This is a genomic window from Paenirhizobium daejeonense, assembly GCF_014280875.1.
In the GTDB taxonomy this organism is placed as follows: Bacteria; Pseudomonadota; Alphaproteobacteria; order Rhizobiales; family Rhizobiaceae; genus Allorhizobium; species Allorhizobium daejeonense.
Genome location: NZ_JACLAL010000003.1, coordinates 570,845 through 594,193, shown reverse-complemented (window position 1 = coordinate 594,193; position 23,349 = coordinate 570,845). Strand labels below are relative to the sequence as shown.

At 59.2% G+C, this 23,349-nt stretch carries 21 protein-coding genes; 11 read left to right on the top strand and 10 right to left on the bottom strand.

What is annotated here, in order from left to right:
* The first annotated feature begins 25 nt into the window (after window positions 1-25).
* From H4I99_RS09625 to H4I99_RS24335, 6 genes are read left to right on the top strand one after another with little or no spacing between them, the layout of a single operon-like run.
* Window positions 26-2,161: a sigma-70 family RNA polymerase sigma factor gene (locus H4I99_RS09625; RefSeq protein WP_206110882.1), complete on the top strand. Its 2,136-nt coding sequence runs from the start codon at window positions 26-28 to the stop codon at window positions 2,159-2,161.
* Window positions 2,161-3,666 carry an ATP-binding protein gene (locus tag H4I99_RS09620; protein ID WP_163900425.1) on the top strand — a complete coding sequence of 502 codons (1,506 nt, stop codon included), beginning with the start codon at window positions 2,161-2,163 and terminating at the stop codon, window positions 3,664-3,666. The genes H4I99_RS09625 and H4I99_RS09620 overlap by 1 nt, the downstream gene beginning before the upstream one ends.
* A 50-nt stretch (window positions 3,667-3,716) precedes the next feature.
* Window positions 3,717-6,530 carry a Z1 domain-containing protein gene (locus tag H4I99_RS09615; protein ID WP_244624988.1) on the top strand — a complete coding sequence of 938 codons (2,814 nt, stop codon included), beginning with the start codon at window positions 3,717-3,719 and terminating at the stop codon, window positions 6,528-6,530.
* Entirely contained in the window at window positions 6,514-7,518 is a 1,005-nt protein-coding gene (locus H4I99_RS09610; RefSeq protein ID WP_163900428.1) for a PD-(D/E)XK motif protein, read from the top strand. Before H4I99_RS09615 ends, H4I99_RS09610 begins: the two co-directional genes overlap by 17 nt.
* 1 nt (window position 7,519) lies before the next feature.
* Entirely contained in the window at window positions 7,520-9,322 is a 1,803-nt protein-coding gene (locus tag H4I99_RS09605; protein WP_163900430.1) for an AIPR family protein, read from the top strand.
* A gap of 22 nt (window positions 9,323-9,344) precedes the next feature.
* Window positions 9,345-10,481, top strand: a complete 1,137-nt coding sequence (locus H4I99_RS24335; RefSeq protein ID WP_206110883.1) for an HNH endonuclease — start codon at window positions 9,345-9,347, stop codon at window positions 10,479-10,481.
* Here H4I99_RS24335 and H4I99_RS09595 read toward each other — a convergent pair.
* Window positions 10,464-11,999: a DNA cytosine methyltransferase gene (locus H4I99_RS09595; protein WP_163900434.1), complete on the bottom strand. Its 1,536-nt coding sequence runs from the start codon at window positions 11,997-11,999 to the stop codon at window positions 10,464-10,466. The two genes, H4I99_RS24335 and H4I99_RS09595, sit on opposite strands and share 18 nt — an antisense overlap.
* 66 nt (window positions 12,000-12,065) lie before the next feature.
* On the opposite strand from H4I99_RS09595, the gene H4I99_RS09590 reads away from it, so the two are divergent.
* Complete coding sequence (locus H4I99_RS09590; RefSeq protein WP_163900436.1) at window positions 12,066-12,509, top strand: very short patch repair endonuclease; 444 nt, start codon at window positions 12,066-12,068, stop codon at window positions 12,507-12,509.
* Between the two features lie 127 nt (window positions 12,510-12,636).
* Here the strand turns inward: H4I99_RS09590 and H4I99_RS09585 are convergent, their stop codons facing one another.
* Window positions 12,637-12,852: a hypothetical protein gene (locus H4I99_RS09585; RefSeq protein ID WP_163900438.1), complete on the bottom strand. Its 216-nt coding sequence runs from the start codon at window positions 12,850-12,852 to the stop codon at window positions 12,637-12,639.
* A 188-nt stretch (window positions 12,853-13,040) separates the two neighbouring features.
* On the opposite strand from H4I99_RS09585, the gene H4I99_RS09580 reads away from it, so the two are divergent.
* Both H4I99_RS09580 and H4I99_RS09575 read left to right on the top strand, forming a co-directional pair.
* Entirely contained in the window at window positions 13,041-13,502 is a 462-nt protein-coding gene (locus H4I99_RS09580; RefSeq protein WP_163900440.1) for a MarR family winged helix-turn-helix transcriptional regulator, read from the top strand.
* Window positions 13,503-13,542: 40 nt separating this feature from the next.
* Window positions 13,543-13,944 (top strand): DUF1398 domain-containing protein, encoded by a 402-nt coding sequence (locus H4I99_RS09575; RefSeq protein ID WP_163900442.1) that lies wholly within the window; start codon window positions 13,543-13,545, stop codon window positions 13,942-13,944.
* 216 nt (window positions 13,945-14,160) lie between these two features.
* Here the strand turns inward: H4I99_RS09575 and H4I99_RS09570 are convergent, their stop codons facing one another.
* From H4I99_RS09570 to H4I99_RS09545, 6 genes are all read right to left on the bottom strand, one after another.
* On the bottom strand, window positions 14,161-15,963 hold the full coding sequence (locus H4I99_RS09570) for a sensor domain-containing diguanylate cyclase (protein WP_163900444.1): 1,803 nt from the start codon (window positions 15,961-15,963) through the stop codon (window positions 14,161-14,163).
* A gap of 412 nt (window positions 15,964-16,375) precedes the next feature.
* Window positions 16,376-17,092, bottom strand: a complete 717-nt coding sequence (locus H4I99_RS09565) for an ABC transporter ATP-binding protein (RefSeq protein ID WP_163900447.1) — start codon at window positions 17,090-17,092, stop codon at window positions 16,376-16,378.
* Window positions 17,073-17,837, bottom strand: a complete 765-nt coding sequence (locus H4I99_RS09560; RefSeq protein ID WP_163900449.1) for an ABC transporter ATP-binding protein — start codon at window positions 17,835-17,837, stop codon at window positions 17,073-17,075. The genes H4I99_RS09565 and H4I99_RS09560 overlap by 20 nt, the downstream gene beginning before the upstream one ends.
* On the bottom strand, window positions 17,834-18,787 hold the full coding sequence (locus H4I99_RS09555) for a branched-chain amino acid ABC transporter permease (protein ID WP_244625014.1): 954 nt from the start codon (window positions 18,785-18,787) through the stop codon (window positions 17,834-17,836). Before H4I99_RS09555 ends, H4I99_RS09560 begins: the two co-directional genes overlap by 4 nt.
* A 56-nt stretch (window positions 18,788-18,843) precedes the next feature.
* Window positions 18,844-19,707, bottom strand: a complete 864-nt coding sequence (locus tag H4I99_RS09550; protein WP_163900451.1) for a branched-chain amino acid ABC transporter permease — start codon at window positions 19,705-19,707, stop codon at window positions 18,844-18,846.
* A gap of 198 nt (window positions 19,708-19,905) precedes the next feature.
* A complete protein-coding gene (locus H4I99_RS09545) occupies window positions 19,906-21,078 on the bottom strand; it encodes an ABC transporter substrate-binding protein (RefSeq protein WP_163900453.1) in 1,173 nt (390 codons plus the stop codon).
* 320 nt (window positions 21,079-21,398) lie between these two features.
* Here H4I99_RS09545 and H4I99_RS09540 point away from each other — a divergent pair, with 320 nt between their 5' ends.
* Entirely contained in the window at window positions 21,399-21,788 is a 390-nt protein-coding gene (locus H4I99_RS09540; protein WP_163900454.1) for a globin domain-containing protein, read from the top strand.
* 57 nt (window positions 21,789-21,845) lie between these two features.
* The gene (locus tag H4I99_RS09535) at window positions 21,846-22,169 is read left to right on the top strand and encodes a DUF423 domain-containing protein (RefSeq protein ID WP_163905789.1); all 324 of its coding nucleotides are present in this window, start codon (window positions 21,846-21,848) and stop codon (window positions 22,167-22,169) included.
* Between the two features lie 2 nt (window positions 22,170-22,171).
* Here the strand turns inward: H4I99_RS09535 and H4I99_RS09530 are convergent, their stop codons facing one another.
* Together H4I99_RS09530 and H4I99_RS09525 are read right to left on the bottom strand one after the other, a co-directional pair.
* Entirely contained in the window at window positions 22,172-22,558 is a 387-nt protein-coding gene (locus tag H4I99_RS09530; RefSeq protein WP_163900456.1) for a DUF8817 family protein, read from the bottom strand.
* Between the two features lie 312 nt (window positions 22,559-22,870).
* Window positions 22,871-23,260, bottom strand: a complete 390-nt coding sequence (locus H4I99_RS09525; protein ID WP_163900458.1) for a DUF2325 domain-containing protein — start codon at window positions 23,258-23,260, stop codon at window positions 22,871-22,873.
* Window positions 23,261-23,349 lie beyond the last annotated feature (89 nt).

Sequence of the window (23,349 nt, the reverse complement as noted above, 5' to 3'; positions counted from 1 at the left end):
CCGTATCCTCGGCAGTCGCGCCCGGTTGACGAGCGAACCGGAAAGCCATGTTCTCGACCCTGTCGAGATTCGGCTGATTGCCGAAGGGAAACTCGAGAGACTTACCAATTTCGCGGCATCCTCTCGCCTGCACGCGACCGACCCCAAGGGAGACACGCCGCTCCACCTTGCCGCGCGCACGGGGAATCTTGCCGTTTGCGATCTCTTCATTCGGTCGGGGGCCAATCCCACATCACGGAACCATGACCGGCAGACACCCGCTGATGTGGCATTTGCCGAAGGGCATGGTTTCGCCGCGCAGCTGCTGTCTTCGCTTGTTGCGAGGTCACCGGAGCCCCAGCCGGTCGACGACCACGATGATATCTCGGAGATCGAGACCACCCCGGTTGATACTGATGCAGTTCCAGAGCGTCGCCTCACCTTGATCCAAGAGACGGGTCCGGACGATACAACTGACGACCTCGATGGTCTCCTGAGTTTCGAGGCCGAGGAAGAGCCCGAGGAATTCTTCGGCCAGTACACGGGCAAAATGGTTGCGGGGACATTTGTCGCGCTCGTCAGTTCGGCACCTGCTATTTCGGATGATGATTACGGGGATTGGGATCTAGACCTTTCACCTGCACAGATTGTCGGAGAGGGCATCAGCGCTAGAGCGGCAGGAGTCGCCGATCATGGTGCAGAGCATGACTTCCTGAGGGTCCGCAATCGTGGCCGACAATCGGTCAGACGCGCTGTCGTCCAGACCGGCACGCGACTGTCGATCGATCCGGAGATCTGCATCAATTGGGCAGTGGAAACTCTGGCGAAGGGATGGTGCTCTTTCGATGATATCGACCGGCTGGTTGCCCTTTGCGAAGGCAATGGTGATTTAGAGGAACTGCGCGTCAACCTCCAGCGCAACCTGGAAGCTGCGGGCTTCGATCTGGTCGATCAGGTGAACAGGTATAATGTCGAGTTCTGGGACACCAGATCGGACATATCGCCCGACGACTTGGCTGAAGCGATTGAGGCAGCCCTTACTCGTGCGACGCGGCTACCCGGCACGCAGCGCTTCGTCATGGATAAGTCCGCCGAACTGCAGCTGCTGGAGCCCATGGTACGGGCAAAGCAGGAGCTTCAGCTGGGAATTCTCGCTTCCGAAGCTGCCGTCGAAACGATCCTCAATGTCGTCGACAACATCCGCGCCGGGTTTCGAGACCCCGGTTCTGTCTCGCTGAGGACCATCATTCCTTCGCGTCCGGGCCACACCGAGACTGCCGAATTCATGGCCGCTGCGGAGGCCCTGAAGTCCTGGCAGACCAATGGTCGCGTGATGGACGGTAAACGGCGAAGAGAAGCGCTTGCGGCGCTCGAAGCGTTCGATTTCTCTCTGGCTTTTCACAAGGAGTTGGTCCGCATCCTGGAACAGGACCCCGAGTGCCAAGAGCATGCCATCCAGTTGGATGCACAGATTCTGGTCTTCGAAGCTGTCACCGAGCACCTTGTCCGCGAGCACCTGTCTTACGTACGGCGCTTTGCAGCACGGAACGTGGAGGAAGGCGAAGAACCGGAAGACGTCTTCCAAGTGGCGTTCGTGGGTCTGCAGCGGTCCACACGGCGCTTTGATCCGGAGCGCGGTTATCGCTTCCTGATCTATGCCACCTACTGGATGCGGCAGGCCATTGTACGATGGCGCGCTGATGAAGGCGCAGCAATCCGTATCCCGGTGCATCGGAACGAGAAAATCGCCAAGCTTGATCGTGCCATGGAAAGGCTCGAAGTCCGGGTTGACGGCACTGTTTCCGACCATGAACTCGCCGCTGAACTGGAATGGACAACTGACGAGGTGAGACAGTTTCGCGGGATTCCCCGTGAGGTCGAGTATCCCGATAGCATCGACGACTGGGATAATTTGCTGTCCGAGCAGGTGGGAGCGAATGTCTTCGATCAGGCAGAGACCGAAAGGATCGTGACGGACGCACTGGCTGAACTGCCGGAGCGTCAGGCTGATGTGATCCGGATGCGCTTCGGGATCGGGCGTGACGCCGACATGACCCTCGAGGAGATCGGCCAGCTGTATGGAGTGACGCGCGAACGCATTCGCCAGATCGAGGCGAAGGGTCTCGATCGTCTTTCCCATCCTGGTCGCAAGCGTCGCCTCCAAGAATTGCTGGGGTTGTGATGGCGGGTGTAAGAAATGCTCCTCCTCATGCCGGTTCGATGCTCGAGTCTCTTCGCGGTCTCGGCTACGCACCTCCTACTGCACTTGCCGATCTGGTCGATAATTCCATTGCTGCGAATTCGAGCGAAGTCGCCGTTCATCTCGAATGGGCTGGTCTGGAGAGCTGGGTTCGGATCGTTGATGACGGCGACGGCATGGATGACGCTGCTCTGGAGGCCGGAATGCGGCTCGGCGCACGCGATCCGCGGGCTGAACGCTCCACCAGCGACCTCGGGCGCTTCGGGCTGGGGCTGAAGACAGCAAGTTTCTCGCAGGCTCGGCGATTGACCGTAGCCAGTCGGCAGAACGGTGGACCTGTCGTGTGCCTGCGCTGGGACCTCGATCTCATCGGTCAGGAGCCAGGCGCCGAATGGCCACTCTTTGAGGGACCAGCGCCGGGGTCTGAGCATCTGCTTGCGCCGCTTGACCAGATGGCCCACGGCACGGTCGTTCTCTGGGAGAAACTGGACCGTATCGTGACCGATGGCTTCGCCGCCACCGACATGATCGAGCTTGCTGATCGCGTCGAGGCGCATCTTGCGATGACCTTTCATCGCCTTCTTGACGGTCAGCAGCCTAGACTTCGCCTCCTTCTTAACGCCCGAGAGGTGAAGCCTTGGGATCCGTACCTGATGGGACATCCCGGCAAGGCGCTCGAAAGCCCCGAGTATCGAATCCTCCACACCACGGGTGTGACGGTTCAATGCCATGTCCTTCCGCACCGCGACATGCTCAAGCCCACCGAGCAGGAAGCCGCCGCCGGACCCGGAGGATGGACGCAGCAGGAGGGCTTCTACGTCTATCGCAACAGGCGTCTCCTTCTCGCCGGGGGCTGGCTGGGCCTCGGCGATGGCGGCAAACCATGGCCGCGCGATGAAGCCCATAGGCTTGCACGCATCCGGCTCGACATACCAAACAGCGCGGACGCCGAATGGAAGATCAATGTCCTGAAGTCGACGGCCGGTCCGCCGGTACGACTGCGATCCCAGCTTCACCGCCTGGCATCGGAAACCCGCGACACCGCGAGACGGGTTTTTGCCCACCGGGGCCACATCACGCCGGTTTCGGGCACACGCTCGAACGCTGTAGCGGAGGCTTGGCAGGCGCGGCGTTCAGCACAAGGGACGTCCTACCGGATTGCCCGCGACCACGACCTTGTCGCGTCGATCCTGAATCGCGCCGGCTCACTCAAGCCCGACATCCTAGCACTCCTCCGGCTCATCGAGGAAACAGTTCCCGTTCAGCGCATCTGGCTGGATACCGCGGAAGACAAGGAGACGCCTAGGACAGGTTTTGCCGGGGCACCCGACAACGACGTGATGGATACGCTATCCTCGATGTTTGAAGCACTCGTGAAGTTTCGTGGACTCAGCCCGACGGAGGCGCGCGAACGGCTCGGCCGCACGCCCCCATTCGACCGGCATCTTGATCTGATTTCAGCCCTTGAAGTGAAAGACACGCAATGATGATTTCGAACCAAAAGGCTTTTGATTCAATCCTTTCCATGGCGCAGAATATGCTCCGCCTTGCTGCGGAGCGCGCCCAAAGTGCTGTCACTCCGGAAATGATCGAAAGGGAGCTGAATAAGCTTGCTATCATGATGGAGGAGGACTTTGCCCTCATCGATCGGAACGCGCTCGTTGACGAACTGATCCGCAGGTCGAGCCGCACTGTTGGCGCTAATGCCACCCTATCGAGCGGCGAAGACCATGTCGCCTGGCTCGATGCGGAAAGGAAGAAGGGCTGGACATACTGGCAGCGCTATTCCGAGTACATGGAGGCGCGCATCCCCTGGACGGCCCTCGACGCCCTCGACGTCGCCACCGATGAAGTCCTGTCGCAAATCGAGGACCCCACCCGGGAAGGCGCATGGGATCGTCGTGGTCTGGTCGTGGGTCACGTTCAGTCGGGAAAGACCGGCAACTACACCGGGCTGATCTGCAAGGCCGCCGACGCCGGCTACAAGATCATCATCGTGCTCGCCGGCCTGCACAACAACCTGAGAGCCCAGACACAGATCCGCCTTGACGAGGGGTTCCTTGGCTTTGCCACCATCGCTGACGCCGACGATCTCCCTGCAGTCGGTGTGGGACTGATCGACAAGGACACGTCCGTTCGTCCCAACGCCGCAACCAATCGAAGCGACAAGGGCGACTTCAATACGGCCCTTGCGGCAAAGATGAACATCAGCCCCGAACAGCGACCATGGCTATTCGTGGTCAAGAAGAACAAGACGGTCCTCGAGCGCCTGCGGCACTGGATCCGCAACCGTGTCGCCAATCAGGTCGACCCTGAAACGGGTCGAAAGCTCGTCACCAATCTGCCTCTCCTGGTGATCGATGACGAGTCCGATCATGGATCGGTCGACACGGGCGAAGACGTCGTGGACGAGTTCGGCAACCCGGATCTCGAACATGAGCCCAAGACCATCAACAGGTTGATCCGGTCGGTCCTCCACCACTTCTCGCGGAAGGCTTATGTAGGCTACACGGCCACGCCCTTCGCAAACATCTTCATCCATGACCGCGGGCAGACACAGGAGCACGGACCGGACCTTTTCCCGGCAGCCTTCATCACCAGCCTTGCAGCACCATCGAACTACGTCGGGCCGGGACGCGTGTTCGGATCGGCCTCCAGCACGCCCGAAGACCTGCCCTTGGTGCGCCCGCTATTGGACGACGAGTTCCAGCCGTGGATGCCGGCACGACACAAGAACGGCTACCGACCGCGATGGCAGGGAGAGGACCGTGTGCCGGACTCGCTAGCAGAAGCGATCCGTTCCTTCGTCTATGCCTGTGGGGTGCGGAAGCTCCGGGGACAGGGCAGCAAGCATTCCTCGATGCTCATCCACGTTACCCGCTTCACCTCGGTACAGAACGCCGTCGTAAACCAGGTCGCCGAGTACGTGCGAGATCTGAAGGGCCGCTACACCCGCGGCATCGAACTTGCGGACCTCGAGGCGTCCATGCGCAAGGAGTATGAAGAGACCTTTCTGCCAGGCATGCAGGGAATCCGTTCTGCCCTGGTCGAAGGGGAAACGCTGGAGGACTTCTCGTGGGCGGACATTCGTTCCGTCCTCCCCGATGTCCTATCGGACTTTCGCGTGCGAGAGATCAACGGCACGGCGAAGGACGCACTTGATTATGCCGAGAACGATGGCACCGGCCTCAAGGTAATTGCCATCGGCGGCGACAAGCTGGCGCGTGGCCTGACGCTCGAAGGTCTCTGCACCAGCTATTTTCTGCGAACCGCACGCATGTATGACACACTCATGCAGATGGGGCGGTGGTTCGGCTACCGCGATGGATACCTTGATGTCTGCCGCCTCTACACGTCGCAGGAAATGGTGGAGTGGTTCGGCCACATCGCCGATGCCGCGGAAGAGCTGCGCCAAGAATTCGACAACATGGTCGCGGCGGGCGCCACGCCCAAGCAGTTCGGCCTCCGCGTGAAATCGCACTCAGTGCTGACCGTGACCTCTCGGGCCAAGATGAGAAACGCTCGCGCGATGCAGCTGACCTATTCGGGCGATCTTCTGCAGACCATCGTGTTTCCCAACCGGAAGGATGACATCACTGCAAACTTCAATGCTTCGGATCGGTTCATCGGTTCACTTGGCCCGTCGACGGATCTGAACGATCAGCATTTCGTTCCGCAAGGTCAGAAGTGGTACGGTCATCTTTGGCGGGATGTGTCAGCCCTGAACGTCATCTCGTTTCTGCGGGACTACAGGACCCACCCCGCCAGCTTCCGCATCATGAGTCCGCTGATTGCGGACTTCATCGAGGAGATGAACAAGGATCGCGAGCTCACGAGCTGGACGGTTGCGCTGATCGGAAAGGACAGCGGTCCGGACGACAAGTACCGGACGGTCAGCGGTTGTTCGGTCAACATGCTGAAGCGGAGGAGAACGACCGAACATGCGGATCGATATTCGATCAAGACCCTGATCTCGCCTCGCGATCAGGCCATCGATCTGACCGAGCCGGAATGGAAGGCTGCGCGCGATCTCAGCCAGAAGACCTGGCGCAATGACACGGATCGAAACGAAGGCAAGGAGCCGCCGTCCGAACCGAGAGGTCCGCAGATTCGTCACATACTTGGAGAAGGCGTCGCCGAAGCGGACATACCGGCTCGCCGGGAACGTGGCCTGCTCATGCTTTATCTGCTCGATCCCGAGGGTGCTGGCGTCGATGAGTTGAAGGATGCCGATCCCGTCGTTGCTTGGGCAATCAGTTTTCCGTCAAGCACTTCCGAGAGAAGGGTCTCCAACTCGAGGTACATCGCCAATAGCGTACTGTGGGGAGGCCTTAATGAGTGGGTGGACTGAAGACGGGCTCGCACGTGCGTGGCGAGCGCTCGCGCGCCAGGAGGCGGCGGAAGACTGGCGATTTGTCCACCTCACTGGAATGGGTGCTGTCTCGGTCGAGGCGGGTTGTCACTTTCCTCTTGGTCGGGAAGCGTTGATCGTCTCCTTTCCCGGATCATGGCCGGTCAATCCGGCAAGGCTGCCCGAAGGCAAGGGCTTCGACGTCTCATGCATCGAAGGTCAAAGTGTCTTTGCCGGGAAGACGGCTATCGCTCTCGTGAGGCGGCCCGAGGGGTCACCAGATATCTTCGCTATAATGGTCGTCGATGTCTTGAGGACGTTGGAAGCCGCAGCCAGCACAGCGAACCGGGATGTCCTGGACGCCTTCCTTGAGCGGGTCAGGGAGTGGCAGGCCTTCATGGCTCGAACGCACCGCCCACTCTCGCCCGATGTGCAGATCGGCCTGCTCGGCGAGCTGTGGATGCTCAGGCTGCTCGCGGACACTTCCCTTGGAGCCGGTGCCCTCGACTGCTGGCAGGGACCGTTGCGAGCGGCGCAGGACTTCCATGTTCGGGGTGGCGCGATAGAGGTGAAAAGCACGGTTCGGACCGGCAGCTTCCTCGCGCGGATCAACAGTATCGAGCAGCTGGATGGTGACAGGACACCCATTTTCCTCTCAGCCTTCCGCTTTGAGGAAAATACGGACGGAATCTCACTTGCCGGTCTCGTGTCCGAACTCCGCGAGAGGTTGGGACTGGCCGGAGTGCAGCGCGGATTCGAGGCGTTGCTCATGGTGATGGGGTACCTCGACGAACATGCACCGCTCTACGGGCGAACGCTGACATTGAAGGATGCAAGAGCACTCCGTGTGGAAGGTGATATGCCGCGCCTTACGCGCGCCGCGCTGCCAGCGGCCATCCGCTCAGCTGCCTATGTGCTCGACCTTGACGCCCTCGAAATCCCCTCAATCGGACTTTCGGAACTGATCAAAGAATTTGGACTGGATTGACATGAGCCTTGAAGAATTTCACCGCAACTTCCGATCCGACCTGCAAACGACCATTGCCGAGCGCGTTGAGGCTGGAGAAGGGCCCTTTCCTTCGGAGGAACTTGTCTTTGCGGAAAAGGTAATGGAGCACGTCGCGGACACCGGGATCTGTGACGAGCCGACCGTCTGCCACTGGAACGGCAAGGTCGGCAACGTGAAGCTTCGCATCACGGGCTATGCTCTCAGCTCCGATGAAACAACCCTAGACCTGTTCGTGACCCACTATTTTGGCACTGACCAACTGCAAGATCTGGCCGACACGGATGCTACAGCCACCGCCAGTGAAGGCGTGCGTTTTTTGTTTCGCGCGGCGAGCGGAAATCTCGACGCGAAGATTGACCCCACTCATCCGGTCCGCGATTTGGTCGCGACTATCCGGTCCCGCTGGAGCGATATCGACCGCCTTCGGGTGTTCGTGATCACTGATGGCAAGACCAAGACCAAACGCTTCTCGAACAAGGAGGTCCACAGCAAGATGGTCGCTGTCGAGGCCATGGACATGGAGAGGCTGTTCCGTCACACCGACGGCAAGCCTCGAGATGAGCTCGCCCTCAGCTTTGTCCAGTCGATCGGCCGACCGCTCCCCTGTGTCCATGTCCCGGATCCGGATGCTGATTACGAGTACGCCCTGACTGCAATTCCGGGGCAGGTCATCCGCGACCTTTACCTGCGTTTCGGTACTCGTCTGCTTGAAGCCAATGTCCGGACCTTCCTCGGCGCAAAGCGCGCGGTGAACAAGGGGATCGTCGAAACGTTGCGAAAGGAACCGGAGCACTTCCTTGCATTCAACAACGGACTTGTCCTCGTCTGCGACGAAGCGGCGTTCGAGCAGTCTGACGACGGGAACTTGGGTCTTTCGTTTCTGAAAGGCCTGCAGATCGTAAACGGCGGCCAGACGACCTCGACCATCTATTTCGCGTCCCGCGACGATCGGACCATCGACCTGAGTCATGTCATGGTCCCGGCGAAGATCATCATTCTCAAGGTGTCGCACGATGAAGCACGCGAGCGGCTGATCAGCAACGTCTCCCGCTATGCGAACAGTCAGAACGCTGTGAAGATGTCCGACCTGTCGGCGAACCGTCCGTTCCATGTCCAGCTTGAAAAGCTGGCAAACGAGACATGGTGCCCCGACGGCACAACACGGTGGTTCTATGAGCGTGCGGCTGGCGCATACAACGTGATGTTGCTGAGAGATGGCAACACTCCGCCGAAGCGTCGGAAGTTGCAGGAGATGATCCCGCCAAAACGCAAGCTGGCCAAGAACGACATTGCGAAGTACCACGAAGCGTGGCGCGGAAAGCCGAGTCAAGTCGCAATGGCAGGCGAGAAAAACTTCTCAGCGTTCATGAGTGCTCTTGATGATGATCCGACCATTGTCCCGAACCCGCTCGATGCCCCCTGGTATCGGGCGATGATCGCAAAGGTCATCTTGTTCAAGGCAATCGAAAGCATGATCAAGACGAAAGAAGCGAAGGAGATTTTCCGTCAGGGGTGGGTGAACATCGCCACCTATGTCGTGTCGATCGTTGCCGACCGACTCGGCGACAGGCTCAACCTTGAGCAAATCTGGATGCGACAGGGGATTTCAGGTGGTCTGCGGGATCTACTCTGGGACTGGGCGGTCATCGTGAACGCCGAGTTCAACAGGATTGCCCCAGGCCAGCAGATTTCAGAAGTGGCGAAACGTCCGGACACGTGGGCTAAAGTTAGAACAGCGAACTACCCGCCTCATTCCTCGTCCATTCCTGAAATCAAGCAATAGAGATCATTCGGTCATTACAGAAATGGCGAAAATTCGAGACATCGGCGAGACACGGAAACGATCCGACGACATTATATTGGTCGGGTACTTTCTCTCCCGTTGCACAGAATTTTCAGATGGCGAAGTACCGAGGCCCCCTGCCTCACTGGGCGTCGATAGCTGGAATGGTGCGTACGATCTGTTCTTTGACGTACTTTCGGACGGTCGCTCTCAACAACAGTTTCGCCATACGCTCAGGAATACACGTGATATATTCGATTCCCTTTTCGACAATGGTCGAAAGGGCTGGTCAGATGGTCAGAAGCGAGGAGCTGAACTCAGCGAACGAGATCGAGCAGTCCACGATCATTGGATACGCCGCAGCGATGAAGAGCTGCTCAACAAAGTTCGAGAGTTTTTCGGAAGACCTGGGCGACGCCGAAACCCAGACTGGACCCGTGATGAGCTAATCATTGCATTGGATTATCATCTGAATAATCGCAACTATGATCCTCGTCCTGAATCCGAGGAAATTGGCGAACTCACGCAGCGTATCGCGAAGGTTGGCGAGACCTTGGGTCTGACGGGACACGAAGTGCTTTTGCGAACACCAGATGCAATCGCCATGAAGTTGCGAAACTTCAGTTCTTATGACCCCCAATACACTGAAAACGGCAGAAAGGGCCTGCCCAATGGCAACGGGCTTGAAGCTAAGCTTTGGGAGGAGTTTTCGGGACGTACGGACGAAGTAGCGCGTGTTGCAACCGGGATTTTGAAGTTAATTGGCACTAGCGATGCCGAGGCGGCGACTTTCGGCGATATCGAATTCGAAGCACCAGAAGGTCGAATAATGACCCGAGTTCATCTTTCCAGAGAGCGTAACCTTACACTCGTAAAGAAAAAGAAGGAAGCCGCGCTACGAAAGCACGGCTGTCTTGCCTGTGAGGTTTGCGGCTTCGATTTCTTGCAAACGTATGGAGAGAGGGGGCGGGAATTCATCGAATGTCACCATATCTTGCCCATTTCGTTGCTCGGTGAGCAAGGAAAGACCAACTTGAGTGACCTAGCCTTGGTCTGTTCGAACTGCCACCGCATGATACATGCTCAACGCCCTTGGTGGTCAATGGACGACGCAAGAGCAGCGCTGATCAGCACCAACCGATCAAGAAGTCAGGGCTGAAAGGACCAATTTAGCGATTTGACGCGCGAGAAACGGCGGCACGGCATTTCCGACTTGGACGTACTGCTGGGTTCGATTCCCGAGGAACAGGTAGTCGTCGGGGAAGGTCTGCAGCCGGGCTGCTTCACGCACCGTCAGGCTCCGGCACTGGATCGGATCCGGATGGATGAAGTAGTGGCCATCCTTCGAGATGTGGCTTGTGACAGTGGTCGAAGCCTCGTCAGCCAGTTGGACCCGAAAGCGGTCATTGAAGGCGCCGCTGTGCCAGTTGCGGTGATCCGGGCTGAGCGCCAGGGGAAAATCGGCAGCTTTCGGGCTATAGCCGCGTACGGCTCCGAACACGGCGGCGAACAGATAGCGCCCGAGATCCGATGCCATGTGCCCGCGTGTCTCGTGCTGGGCAATGGCGCGCAGCTCAGGCCTATCAAGCCAGCGCAACAGTTCATCGTTCGATATGCCGTAGCCTTCCGGCATACATGACGCGGCCCGACGGACCGGCGCCTCCTCTTTCATTCGCTTGGCAGCGGAGGCGAAGGCTTCCCGAAGCGAGCCGCCGTCCTGCACCGTGTAGATGTCGGCCAGTAGTTTCGCCGCGTCGACGACCTCATGTCGCCAAGTGGTCGCGTTGTCCCAACCACGGCTGATGCCGCTGCGCAGCGCGGGCATTGTCCCGAGGGTATCGCCCACCGTACGCTTCATCCTGGAGACGGCGATCTCCGCACCGGCGGCCCTGCTCGCAAGGTCGGAGCGGATTCCGACGATGATAACCCTGTGGCGTCGCTGTGGAACACCGAAGTTCTCGGCGCGCACGATGAAATCCGACGACTGCACCGCCTCCTGCAGGCTGGCCTTCCCATCCGCCAACCGGATCGCCCGCAATTCGTAGTGATGACCGTGGCCCGTACCGAGTGAGGACAGGTCCTCCATTAACATCTCGAAGACGAGGCGGCTCTCGACCGTCGAGGACAGCATGCCCTTGACGTTTTCCATCACGAAGGCAGCGGGCCGAAGCCTGTCGAGCACCCGGATGTACTCGCGGAAAAGGTAGTGCCGTCCATCCTTCTCGGGAACATAGCCGACCTTGCCTTTGGCCCGGGCGCGCCCCACCAGGGAGTAAGCCTGACAGGGCGGGCCGCCGATGAGGATCGTGTCGGCGTATTTGTCCTTCAGCTTCACGATGGCGCCATCGATCGCAGTCGCAGCAGCTTCCGTGCCGAGTTCGAGTGCACGAGCTTCGTCAATTGCAAGCCGCCACGCTTCCGCGTCGACCACCGACCAATCCGGTTCGGGGACAAGCCCTGCGTGGAAATCGATGAACTGTTCGGGCAAGGCATCGTGACGTGCCCGGTATTCGCGCAGAAAGGCACGCAACGTCAGGGTCCGGTGAGCCGATGCCTCCTTCTCGATCGAAATTCCGATCCGGAAAGGCGCATGCCCACCCTCGACGATGGACGCAAAGCCCTCGCCAAGCCCCCCCGGGCCGGCGAACAAATCGACAATGCCGAAAGTGGAAGGCATTCAGTCTCCTGACCTAAATCGTTCAGGCCGTGTATACCAGGTTCGGCAGTGAATACCAGGGCTCACATGATGGATATAGTCGACAGGCAGACCCGTTCTCGCATGATGGCGGGAATCAGAGGAAAAGATACGAAGCCCGAACTGGCTCTTCGTCGAGCACTGCATGCGCGTGGCTTCCGGTACCGGCTGCATGCAAAGCATGTCCCTGGACGACCAGACCTCGTGTTTCCGAAGCACCACGCGGTTGTCTTCGTGCATGGCTGTTTCTGGCATCGCCATAATGGCTGCCGCTACACCTCCACTCCATCGACGCGCCCGGAATTCTGGCAGGCCAAGTTCGAGGCAAACGTGGCTCGGGACGCTACCGTTCGCGCCGCGCTTCTGGAAAGCGGGTGGCGTGTGGCAACAGTCTGGGAGTGCGCGCTGCGAAAGCCCGATAAGGTTACCGTATCAGCCGAACTTTTGTCGGCTTGGCTCATGTCGAACGAAACAACCATCGAGATCGGCTAGCAGCAACTCCAATCGAACTGCCCTGCCTTCCAGATTGTTGCCCTCAAACGAACCACGGGCCACAAGATAGGCCTATTGCCCAGATAAGTGCAGCTTCGGGATGTTGGTTTCATGATCGTCAGGATATTTAAGAGGACAGTCTCGGGAGTGGATGACTTTGGGCAAGCAACTCTTCGTCGATCCATAAATCCAGATCATCAAGCGCCTCATCGATAGCACCCAAGAGCTCACCATCAGCATCATGTTCTTCGAGGAATACCCGCACTGTTTCCAGACGTTTTCTCTGCTCCAGCGCATCACTTAGCGCACCAAGATCGCTGAGGCGGGCGTTCGATTTGCTCATAGCTCGATCTCCAGTTCAAAGTTCTCATCTTCATCATCTCTGGTGCGCCAAATTGCAATGCACATGCCAAATCACCCTCGACTGCGCCCCGCGTGCCGCAACGGCCTCATTGCCTTCCTGCGCCAGAATAAATTTGATTGACTAGGAAACAAAAATCTTATAGTTTCCTAGTCAACAAGTGAGGTCGCATGCTGTCGAGTTCGTCCCCATCAACGCTGGAGGCCCATCTGGGTTATTGGCTCAGGATGGTATCGAATGGCGTCTCCCTCAGTTTTGCCCGGAAGGTCGAGTGCGAAGGGGTCACGGTCGCGGAGTGGGTCTTCCTGCGTGCCCTCTATGACACTGGGAGCGTTGCACCGTCCCAGCTGGCGGACCGGATGGCCATGACGAAGGGCGCAATCTCGAAGCTCGCCGACCGACTTCTCGAAAAGTCCCTGATAGAACGCCGTGCCAATCCCGCCGACAGGCGCGCCCATACGCTCGCCTTGAACCGGGAGGGTCGGGAGCTCGTCCCGCGCCTGGCCGCACTTGCGGACGAGAACGACGAAGAGTTTTTCGGCGCTCTCGCTCCGGACGAACGCCGACGGCTTGAGCAGCTTCTGCGAAAGATCGCCGAGGAACGCGAACTGACGAGCGTTCCCGTCGACTGATCGCCACTTGAACATTGACAGCCGATGAAAGGAACGCGCCATGGATGCGCAACAAACGGCTATTGCCGAACGCTGCCTAAACGCGGCCTATGACAAGACAATGACCTTTCCAGACATCGTCGGAGCGTTAATCAAGGCCGGGTTCGAAGGCTACGTCGTCGATTATCGCCGCAACACGACGACTTATTTCCTTGCGGATGGGGACAATGTCACACTGGAGAACCGGCCGTCGCAGGACAAGGTCGCCGCGCAATTCGACCAGCCCGGCGTGGTAGCGCAGATCAAAAGAGCGCAGGCGAACCATCCTGAATACTCATACGCCGCATTCTGCAAGAACGTGAAGGCGCTGGGCTGCGCGGGATACATCGTCTCATTCCTCGGTAAGCGTGTGCTGTATTTCGGTCGTAGCGCCGAGACGCACGTCGAGCATTTCCCTCGATAGGTGGCACGAGGCGGGAACGCGCCACGCCCCGATGCGGATTACATATGTTAAACAATCATATAGAGTTCCCAGCTTTCTCCTCTCCACTGCGCATTGCCACTTAAAGTTGCACCCTCGTCGGCGCGTGAAAAGGGCGCAGGCAAGTAAACAGGGAAATACAAGCGCGGTGCGGTGAACGGGGACAGCCGAGCGCAAAACTCAACCGTCATCCGCAAATCAGCTATCAATCAACGGAGCGAGATCGAAAGTTTGCTCGCGACCGGGGCGCACTCGGTTACGGCCCTCCTCCTTGGCTTTGAGCAGCGACGCATCGGCACGGCTGACCAATGTCGATCTCGGACCCTCACTCGGTGACTGCGCCACGCCGATCGAAACGGTGATACGGCCAAGCGGACGGCCGCGATGGTTGAGGGGAGCATCGGCCACCGTCACACGAATGGTTTCCGCCATATCGAGCGCCTGCTCCATTTCCATGCCGGGACAAAGCACTGTGAACTCCTCCCCGCCAAAACGGAACGCCTTTCCGCGGTCCGCCACGCTCTCGCGGATAATCTGCGCAACATGCTGCATGACCATATCGCCGGCGTCATGACCGAACTCATCGTTGAAGCGCTTGAAGTGGTCGATATCGAGCATCATACAGGCAAGCGAACTGCCCTGCCCGTCGGCGAACCGGTTCAGCATCTCGTCCAGCGAACGCCGGTTGAGGAGGCCAGTCAGCGGATCGCGGATAGCCATGTCAGTCAGACGTTCACGCAATTCCAGATTGGCGATGGCCAGCGCGACGTTTTCCGCGATCAACTCCAGGTAGAGGCGCGATATTTCTCCGGAGGCCCCAGCAGCATCCATCTCCTCGAAATAGAGAAGACCGATGGTATCCCCCAGCGCCGAAAGCGGCACGCAGAGCGCCTCCTGCCCCCCCTCGCGCAGATGCTTGCATTGAGCATCGCCGCCGCGCGCGTCGCTGACATGAGGATGACCGCGACGCAATGCCCAGCAGTCGGAAAGCTCGAACTGATCCTGACAACGCCTCGGCTCCAGCCAAGTGGCATCCACCCGCAACGTGGTGCGCCGATCATTGAGCAGCAGCAGATGGCCGGCAAGCGTGGGAAAGATCTGCGGCATGAAGCGGGTCAGCATTTCCGCCACTTCCCCGCGTGTCTGGCAGGCCTGCAGCCGGTGCATCATCTGCAGAATGAGGTCCTTGGTCTCCTGCTCGGCTCGCCGCGCCGCATCGAGACGTTCACGCTCGAGACCGTTTTCGCGGAACACCGCGAGCGCATTGTTCATTTCGCTGATTTCGTCATGCCGCTCATCAGGCAAGACCTCGACTTCATAGTCCTGTCGCGCCAGGCGACGCACGACGGCGGCCATCTTGACAAGGGGCATCGCGACACGCCGACGCAGCACGAAATAGAGCACTCCAAGAAAAAGCGCTGCCGTCGCGCCCAGCAGGACGCGCGCGATCACGCCGAAGAAATCGGCCCGAAACTGCGCATCATGCACCGCGGAAAGGGTGCGGTTTGCCGTGTCCTTACGAAAATCCTCCACATTCGCCATGAAGCGTGTGTGAACCCGCACATGTTCCGGGCCGAAAAGTGTGTTACGCGCTTTATCTACATCTCCTTGCTGATAGGCATCGATGGCACCGCGCTCCGTGGCGTCGAGAAAGTCCGCGTCCTGCCTTATCGAATTCAGCAGATCAACTTCCGACTTCGGCGGTTCAAGCGAGCGGATGGTGGCAATCGTACCCTCCAGCCGTTTTTCCTCTCTCTCCTCGTCAGAAAACGAAACGAGGCGGCGCTCCTCACCGGTCATCACATAGAGCCGGGCTTCGTTGGTGCGTTCATCGGCGCCAAGCGCCAATTCCTCGGCAAGGGTGTCAAGAGACAGGTGGTGTTCAACGGCGGCTCTTTCGCGATCCGCGCTGTGGGACGAAGCGATGAAAGCAACTGCGGAGAGACCGGTGAAGACTAGCGTCAGACCGTAAGCCCAATTGGTGATTTCATGAATGCGCATGAAAACTTCTCGTTTCGCAACCTTCAGCGACCCGCGAGATCGCCGCGTTCACCAACCCTGATCAATGGAGCCGCATTAGGTCAGATAGCTCTCACCTCCAGCAGGAGAGACCGCCATCGCCATCAACTCGCGATGGAAAATCACTTCAACTCCATGAGATACATCAGCTTTCTACTCCCAAGCAGATGCGTCCTGCGTCTTTACTTCATCTACCCCACCCCAAGGATGAAGGAAAGCCCCACCCGGATCGTGAAACCCCGCGTGGCCGGGAGAATGCAGGCGAAACGACGACGCAACAACCGCAAGCAGGCCCCAATCTCTCCGCCACACCGTGCGCCTCAGATCAAACGCAAACGCCGCGCCTCGATTAGAAGCGCGGCGTTCCGATGCTTTAGAAGGAGCCGTCACCCAGTCAGTGAAGACCGCCGACGCCGAGCAGTTCCTCGACCGCCTGCTTGTCGGCGGAAAGTTCGACGGGTGTGCCGCGCCAGGCGATGCGGCCGCGCTCCATGATGATGACGTGATCGGCGAAATCGAGTGCGCTCTGGATACGCTGCTCGACCAGCAGAATGGTCATGTCACCGGTCTGCGCAAGCCGTGAGAAGGCGGCCATCAGTTCCTCGCAGATGACGGGCGCCAGACCTTCCAGCGGTTCGTCAAGCAACAGCACGGTTGGCTGACCGAGAATGGTGCGCGCGGTCGAAAGCATCTGCTGCTCGCCGCCCGAAAGCTGCGAACCGAGGTTCCGCCGCCGTTCCTTGAGGCGGGGGAACATCGCATAGGCTTCCTCAAGCGCGTCCTTGGAACGTCCCTTGAGGCCGACGAAAATGTTCTCTTCCACTGTCAACGTGGGAAAGATGTCGCGTGTTTGTGGTACGTAGCCGAGGCCCGCAATGGCGCGTGCAGCACTCGGCAGTGCGGCAATGTCGCGTTCGCCAAGGCGAATCTCGCCGCCATAACGCTTCGTCTGGCCGGCGAGCGTGGAAAACAGGCTCGTCTTGCCCATGCCGTTGCGGCCGAGAACCGCAAGGCGCGAGCCGGCGGCGACGGAAAAGGATACATCCTCGATCACCCGCGTCGGGCCATAGCCCGAGCTCAGGTTGCGGATTTCAAGCGGCGCTGCCGGCATTGGCATAGCTCCCCAGATAGGCTTCACGGACACGGGCGTCGTTGGTCACATCGGACGGCGAACCGTCGAAGATCACCGTACCTGCCGCCAGCACGACGACACGCTTGGCGAACCGGAAGACGAGGTCCATGTCATGTTCGATCATTAGCACGGCGAGATCCGCCGGCAGTTTTTCCAGCGCCTGCTCGATACGGCCCGTATCGCTCTGCGGCACGCCCGCCGCCGGCTCGTCGAGCAACAACACCTTGGGCTTTAGCGCAAGGGCGAGCGCGATTTCGAGAAGCCGCTGCTGGCCATAGGCGATCTCGCTCACCCGGCTCCGGGCAAGCGCCGTCAGGCCGAGGGTTCCGAGGATGTCATAGGTTTCCTCCATCACCTCGGGCATGCCGGCATGGCTGCCAAACATGCGACCGGATTTGCCCTCCCGTTGCAGGACAGCGAGCGACACATGTTCTTCCGGTGTCATGTCGTAGAACAGTCGGGTGACCTGGAAGGACCGCACGAGGCCACGACGAACACGCTGCATGGAGTTGAGCGCGGTCACATCCTCCCCGGCAAGCTTCACGCTGCCCGAAGAAGGCTTCAGATTGCCCGTCACCAGATTGACGAAAGTGGTCTTGCCGGCGCCATTGGGACCGATCAGGGCGATACGGTCGCCCTTGGCCATGGAGATCGACACGTCATTGGTGACGACCAGACCGCCGAAGTTGCGACGCAACTGCTGGACTTCGAATATCGCACTCATGCGCTGCGCTCCTTGCGGCGGCTGAACAGATGCTGCGCGGTGCCGTAAAGTCCGCGGGGAGCAAACAGCACGACCGCGATCAACAACGCACCGACCATGGTCAGCCAGTGGAACGGATTGGCCGCGGAGACGAGATCCTCGAACCACATGAAGGTGACGGTGCCAATCAGCGCGCCGAACAGCGAACCCGTTCCGCCGAGAACCAGCATGACCAGGGCTTCGGCGGAGAGCGTGAAGCTCAGGCTGTCAAGACCGACGACCTGGGTGGAGATCGCGTTGAGCGCGCCGCCAACGCCGGCCACCATGCCGGAGATCACATACATCTTCAGAAGCGTCGAGTTGACCGAGGCACCCATCGCGTGAACCCGGATCGGATCCTCCTTGATACCCCGACAGAGCATGCCGAAGGGCGAGCGCACCAGCATGCGCAGGAGCACGAAGACCACCAGCAGCAGGACGACGCCGTAGATGTAAGCCGTCTGGCCCCAGAGATCGAATTCGAACACACCGAGAAGTGCATCCGGCATGATATCGGCCAGACCGTCACTGCCGCCCGTCCAGCCGGACGCCTTGTTGGCGGCCTCGTGGAAGAGATGGATCACGGCAATCGACAGCACCAGCTGCGACAGCCCATGGGCGCGAAGCACGATGGCGCCGGAAACAAGGCCGGCGACCGCACCGGCGGCAGCGCCGATCAACGTCATCGTCAGCGGTTCGGTAATGCCGAAATGGGCAGCCGCGATGCCAGCGCCGTAGGCGCCCGCACCGAACAGGGCCGCATGACCGAGGGTCGCGATGCCGCAATAGCCGGTGACAAGATCGATCGACAGCACCAGAAGCGCCGTGGAGATGATGCGCGTCAGGAGCGCCAGATTGCTGGGAAAGAGGAAGTAGCCGATGATGGCGACGACGATGATCGCCGCCACGCCGACGAGACCGCCGATTTCCATCTTTCTGCGGGGCACAGCACCGGCAACATTGGTTTCGTTCATGAGGACCGCCATTTTCACTTGAGCCTTCCGGCGAGGCCGCGGGGGAACAGAGTGACCACCACGATTACGGCTAGGTAGAAGAAGAATTCGCCATATTCCGGCGCGAGATAGCGTCCGGTCGTGTCGATGCCGCCAAGCAGCAGACATGCTGCAAGCGCACCGGGAATGGATCCCGCGCCGCCGACCGAAACGACGACCAGGAAGGTCACCATGTAGCGCAGCGCGTAATAAGGCTCGACCGGCATCAGCTCCGCACCGACGACACCGCCGAACGCGGCAAGACCGATAGCAACAGCAAACGAGATCGCATAGACCACCTCTGTCCGCACGCCGAGTGCTGCCGCCATGGCTGCATTATCGACCGAAGCGCGCAGTTTCACGCCGAAGGCCGTCCGCTCGATCAGGAACCAGAGTGCTCCGGCAACCGCGAGACCGCAGACAATCGCGAAGATGCGATGCGCGCCGATAGAGCGGAAACCGATATCGACGGAACCCTTAAGCTGATCGGGCAGTGGAATGGTCTTTAGCGTAGGCCCGAAGGCGTAGTTGGCGATACCGATCACGCAGAAGGTGATGCCGATGGTCATCAGCACCTGGGTCAACTGCGGCGAACCGTAGATCCGGCGATAGAGAAGCCGTTCCAGCGGAATGGCGATGATCACCGTTCCGATCACCGCGACGAAAATCGCGCCGACATAGCCGATACCGAAGTGCTGCGCCGCATAAGAAGCGAAATAGCCACCGATCATGGCGAAAGCGCCGTGAGCCAGATTGACGACGCGCATCAGGCCCATGGTCACTGAAAGACCGATGGAAATGACGAACAGCACCATGCCATAGGCGAGCGCATCGATGGCTATGCTGAACATGGTTTGCATTGTGTGGTTCCTGTCTTTTGGCCTTGCGCATCCGCTCGATACGCAGGCGGCCTTCACCTTGCAGCTCCCGCTCTCAGGCCGGGCCGGACTCGGACCAGGGCTCCGGCGGGATATTCTGACCCAATACCGACTGGGCCAATCTGGCATTCCGGCAAAAGGAATATTCGCCGGAATGCCCTTGCGTCGCGGACCGCTGCGTTACTTCGCGGCGGCGAGGCCCGGATCCTTCTGGTTCTCGAAGGTCTGGATCTCCTTGTTGTAATACGTACCGTCATCGGCCTTGGCGACTTCGCGCAGATAGATGTTCTGCGTGATGTGACGGCTTTCCGGATCGATGCTGACCGGGCCGCGCGGGCTGGTCCAGGAGAGGCCCTTCACGGCTTCAACAGCCTTGGCGGCATCCTGCTCGCCGCCGGTCGCCTCGATCATCTTGTAGATGACATACATGCCGTCATAGGCGCCGACAGCCGGGAAGGAGAGTTCTGCCGGATTGCCGATCGCCTTGCGGGCGGCTTCGACGAATACCTTGTTTTCCGGAGAATCATGCGCCACCGAATAGTGGAAACCGGTCTGCATGCCGAGCGCCATGTCGCCGAGAGCCGGAAGATCCGATTCCTGCGTAAAGTCGCCGGGACCATAAAGCGGGGTGCCTGCGGCCTTCAGGCCGTTTTCGTTGTAAGCCTTGACGAAGCCAAGCGTAGTCGGGCCGGACGGCAGGAAGGCGAACACGCCTTCAGCGCCGGAATCCTTGATGCGCTGCATGATCGGGCTGAAATCATTGGTGGCGAGCGGCATGCGGATGGTCTCGACCACCGAACCGCCCAGCCCCTCGAAGCCGGTCTTGAAGGCGTTTTCGGCATCGATACCCGGGCCGTAATCGCTGACCACGGAAATCATCTTCTTGATACCCTTGTCGAAAGCAACTTTCGCCAGCGGGGTCGAGGTCTGCCAGGTCGTGAACGAGGTGCGAACGACGAGCGGGCTCTTGGTGACGATCGCCGAAGTCGCGGCGTTCATAACCACCATCGGCACGTTGGCCTGCTTGAGAAGCGGCGTGACGGCCATGGCATCAGGCGTGAAATAGAAACCGGCGAGATACTGCACGCCTTCCTTGACCACCAGCTCCTGAGCCAATGCCTTGGACTGGGCCGGATCTGCCTGCGGCACGTCGCGATAGACGATTTCGACGGTATCGTCGCCCACGCTATTCCCGTTCAGCGCCATATAGGCATCGATGCCCGCCTTGAAATTCTTGCCCTGCAGCGCGAACGGCCCGGAAAACGGCCCGATGACACCCACCTTGATGGTATCAGCATAGGCCGTACCACTCAGAAGAATGGCCGCAATAGTGGTGACAACCAACTTTTTCATCGAAACTCCTCCTCGGCCGGCATTTGCTTATGCGTCCTCGCGCCGGCAAAAATGACCACTCTCACTGCTTAGGCGGAGCTGGCCACGATGTATAATAAAAAGCCTGAGCGGAATCATATCAGATTCATTATGAATTGCAGCCGAGTATGAAACTTATCATACCTGTCTGAGCAGCATTTTGGACGTGTGATGACAGGGCAACACATAACCTAACGGTGTGCAATGACCTGCAACGCGCCTTTTGCCGCATTGCCGCCTCCCCTGTTGCCGAGGGCACGCCGTCGCAGGTAAGGAAAAATACCGACAACCGGAATCCGGAAATGACCGAAGAGACAATAACACTCTATGAGGCTATCGGGGGCGATCCGACTGTTCGGGCTCTTACCCATCGCTTCTACGAACTGATGGCCAGCCTGCCCGAGGCCACACGCTGCCGCGCGATCCATCCGCCGGACCTCTCAGGCAGTGAGGAGAAGCTCTACGAATATCTCACCGGCTACCTCGGCGGGCCACAGCTCTACATTGAGAAACGAGGCCATCCGATGCTGAGACGCCGCCATTTCCTGGCGGAGATCGGCCCCGAGGAGCGCGACGAGTGGCTACTCTGCTTCCGCCTTGCCATGGAAGACACTGTTACCCACGAGAAGCTGCGCGCCATCATCTGGGATCCCATAGAGAAGCTTGCTCATCACATGCAGAACAAGGAATAGACCGTGTCGCAGAATTCCGAGGCGCTGAACCGCCTGTTGCTGGCTATCGCGGGTCTGATGGGGGCTGCGGGCGTGGGCCTTGCCGCCGCCGCCACCCATACCGGCAGCGAAGGGCTGCTGGGCCCCGCCTCTACCATGTGTCTCGTTCACGCGCCGGCGCTGCTGGCTCTGAGGTTGACTGGAAATCGCATCCCCACCGCAACGGCCGCAGGTCTTGTGCTGGCACTCGGAACCATTCTCTTTGCCGGCGATCTCGTCAGCAAACAGTTCATGGGAACGCGCCTCTTCCCAATGGCCGCACCGACGGGCGGCATTCTGATGATGGTCGGGTGGCTGATCACGGCTGCCGGAGCATTCTTCCGGCAGCGCGCGAGTGAGTAGCCTCAGGCGCTCGGCGGACCGAGACGGCGGCCGAAGAGCAGGAGGTTTCCGTGCGGGTCACGAACATGAAACTTGTCGATCGGCCGATCGAATTCATCGACATGGCGTGTGAGTTCCACGCCTCGCTTGTCGAAATCGTCATAGAGCTGCCAGACGTTTTCGGAGCGGAAGAAGACGGAACTGCTTTCGCTGAGAGTCGGATCCTGGCAATTCCAGAAATGCAGCTCGAGGCTATCCCGACGCACACTCATATACTCTTCGCACAAGTTCTCTACCGCCTCGAAGCCTAGCTTCTCGATGTAGAACTGTCTTGTCTGTGAAAAATTGAGGGATGGAAGAATCGGCAGAACATCGACCTGCGTGAAGTCGACACGGTTTTCCGCATTCATGCGTTCGGTTCCCGGTTCGTCTTCCCGCCGACGTCGTAACCTCAAGCCCTCAGCCGTGTTTCCTTGCAGCATTCCGCTGCCACTTCGGGGCGGGAAAATCAATGATTATCGCGTCGCCCCATGACGACCGCTGATAAATGGGCGTCACCCTACGCTTGTGCAAGGGTGGAATTGGAATGATCTGAGCGATTGTAGCATTTTGTGGCCGTCGATCATTCGAACGCTCACGAAGGGCCGGAACAAGGCCGTCACCGTTTTCGTCTTCTACCGTCTGCGATGCCACTAGCATGGCAGCGTCGAGTTCATCGTCCATCACTGACTTTCATTCCTTTCATTCAACGTCTGCAACGCTCGCTCCAAGCTCGACTTGCTGCCGTTGCGTAAGGGGATGAAGGTCTTGCCGAATTTTTTGCAGCCAGTCTTCACCCTCAGACACGCATCATGGCTGATACAGTCGATGGGGCAGAAAACGCAGTCGACTGAGGGCAGGACCGTATCGATGCGCGATACGGCTTCTCTGAGACCTCCATCGTGGTGAATGAGTTCAGCACCGAAGTTATTCGCAATCTGACGCAGATGCGCCACCTGGCAATCCCGCCCGCCAACGTAAAGGAAGCTTTTGACATCGAGAGCAGCCCGGCTGTCAGCGGCGGCGGATTTTGCCCCGCCCTTCTGGTCGTCGCGCTTCTTTTTCTTCGCCATGTCTCAAAAACTCCTCTCGCAACAGGACCGGCCTCTCGCAGCCCCCGCCCTTCGGATTCGGAACCTACAAAACATGACTATTATAGTAA

Excerpts from the sequence above, each read along its gene's own strand:
- H4I99_RS09620 (WP_163900425.1), top strand. The coding sequence starts at position 2,161 with ATGGCGGGTGTAAGAAATGCTCCTCCTCATGCCGGTTCGATGCTCGAG.
- H4I99_RS09615 (WP_244624988.1), top strand. The coding sequence starts at position 3,717 with ATGCTCCGCCTTGCTGCGGAGCGCGCCCAAAGTGCTGTCACTCCGGAA.
- H4I99_RS09610 (WP_163900428.1), top strand. The coding sequence starts at position 6,514 with ATGAGTGGGTGGACTGAAGACGGGCTCGCACGTGCGTGGCGAGCGCTC.
- H4I99_RS09605 (WP_163900430.1), top strand. The coding sequence starts at position 7,520 with ATGAGCCTTGAAGAATTTCACCGCAACTTCCGATCCGACCTGCAAACG.
- H4I99_RS24335 (WP_206110883.1), top strand. The coding sequence starts at position 9,345 with ATGGCGAAAATTCGAGACATCGGCGAGACACGGAAACGATCCGACGAC.
- H4I99_RS09595 (WP_163900434.1), bottom strand. The coding sequence starts at position 11,999 with ATGCCTTCCACTTTCGGCATTGTCGATTTGTTCGCCGGCCCGGGGGGG.
- H4I99_RS09590 (WP_163900436.1), top strand. The coding sequence starts at position 12,066 with ATGATGGATATAGTCGACAGGCAGACCCGTTCTCGCATGATGGCGGGA.
- H4I99_RS09585 (WP_163900438.1), bottom strand. The coding sequence starts at position 12,852 with ATGAGCAAATCGAACGCCCGCCTCAGCGATCTTGGTGCGCTAAGTGAT.
- H4I99_RS09580 (WP_163900440.1), top strand. The coding sequence starts at position 13,041 with ATGCTGTCGAGTTCGTCCCCATCAACGCTGGAGGCCCATCTGGGTTAT.
- H4I99_RS09575 (WP_163900442.1), top strand. The coding sequence starts at position 13,543 with ATGGATGCGCAACAAACGGCTATTGCCGAACGCTGCCTAAACGCGGCC.
- H4I99_RS09570 (WP_163900444.1), bottom strand. The coding sequence starts at position 15,963 with ATGCGCATTCATGAAATCACCAATTGGGCTTACGGTCTGACGCTAGTC.
- H4I99_RS09565 (WP_163900447.1), bottom strand. The coding sequence starts at position 17,092 with ATGCCGGCAGCGCCGCTTGAAATCCGCAACCTGAGCTCGGGCTATGGC.
- H4I99_RS09560 (WP_163900449.1), bottom strand. The coding sequence starts at position 17,837 with ATGAGTGCGATATTCGAAGTCCAGCAGTTGCGTCGCAACTTCGGCGGT.
- H4I99_RS09555 (WP_244625014.1), bottom strand. The coding sequence starts at position 18,787 with ATGGAAATCGGCGGTCTCGTCGGCGTGGCGGCGATCATCGTCGTCGCC.
- H4I99_RS09550 (WP_163900451.1), bottom strand. The coding sequence starts at position 19,707 with ATGCAAACCATGTTCAGCATAGCCATCGATGCGCTCGCCTATGGCATG.
- H4I99_RS09545 (WP_163900453.1), bottom strand. The coding sequence starts at position 21,078 with ATGAAAAAGTTGGTTGTCACCACTATTGCGGCCATTCTTCTGAGTGGT.
- H4I99_RS09540 (WP_163900454.1), top strand. The coding sequence starts at position 21,399 with ATGACCGAAGAGACAATAACACTCTATGAGGCTATCGGGGGCGATCCG.
- H4I99_RS09535 (WP_163905789.1), top strand. The coding sequence starts at position 21,846 with ATGGGGGCTGCGGGCGTGGGCCTTGCCGCCGCCGCCACCCATACCGGC.
- H4I99_RS09530 (WP_163900456.1), bottom strand. The coding sequence starts at position 22,558 with ATGAATGCGGAAAACCGTGTCGACTTCACGCAGGTCGATGTTCTGCCG.
- H4I99_RS09525 (WP_163900458.1), bottom strand. The coding sequence starts at position 23,260 with ATGGCGAAGAAAAAGAAGCGCGACGACCAGAAGGGCGGGGCAAAATCC.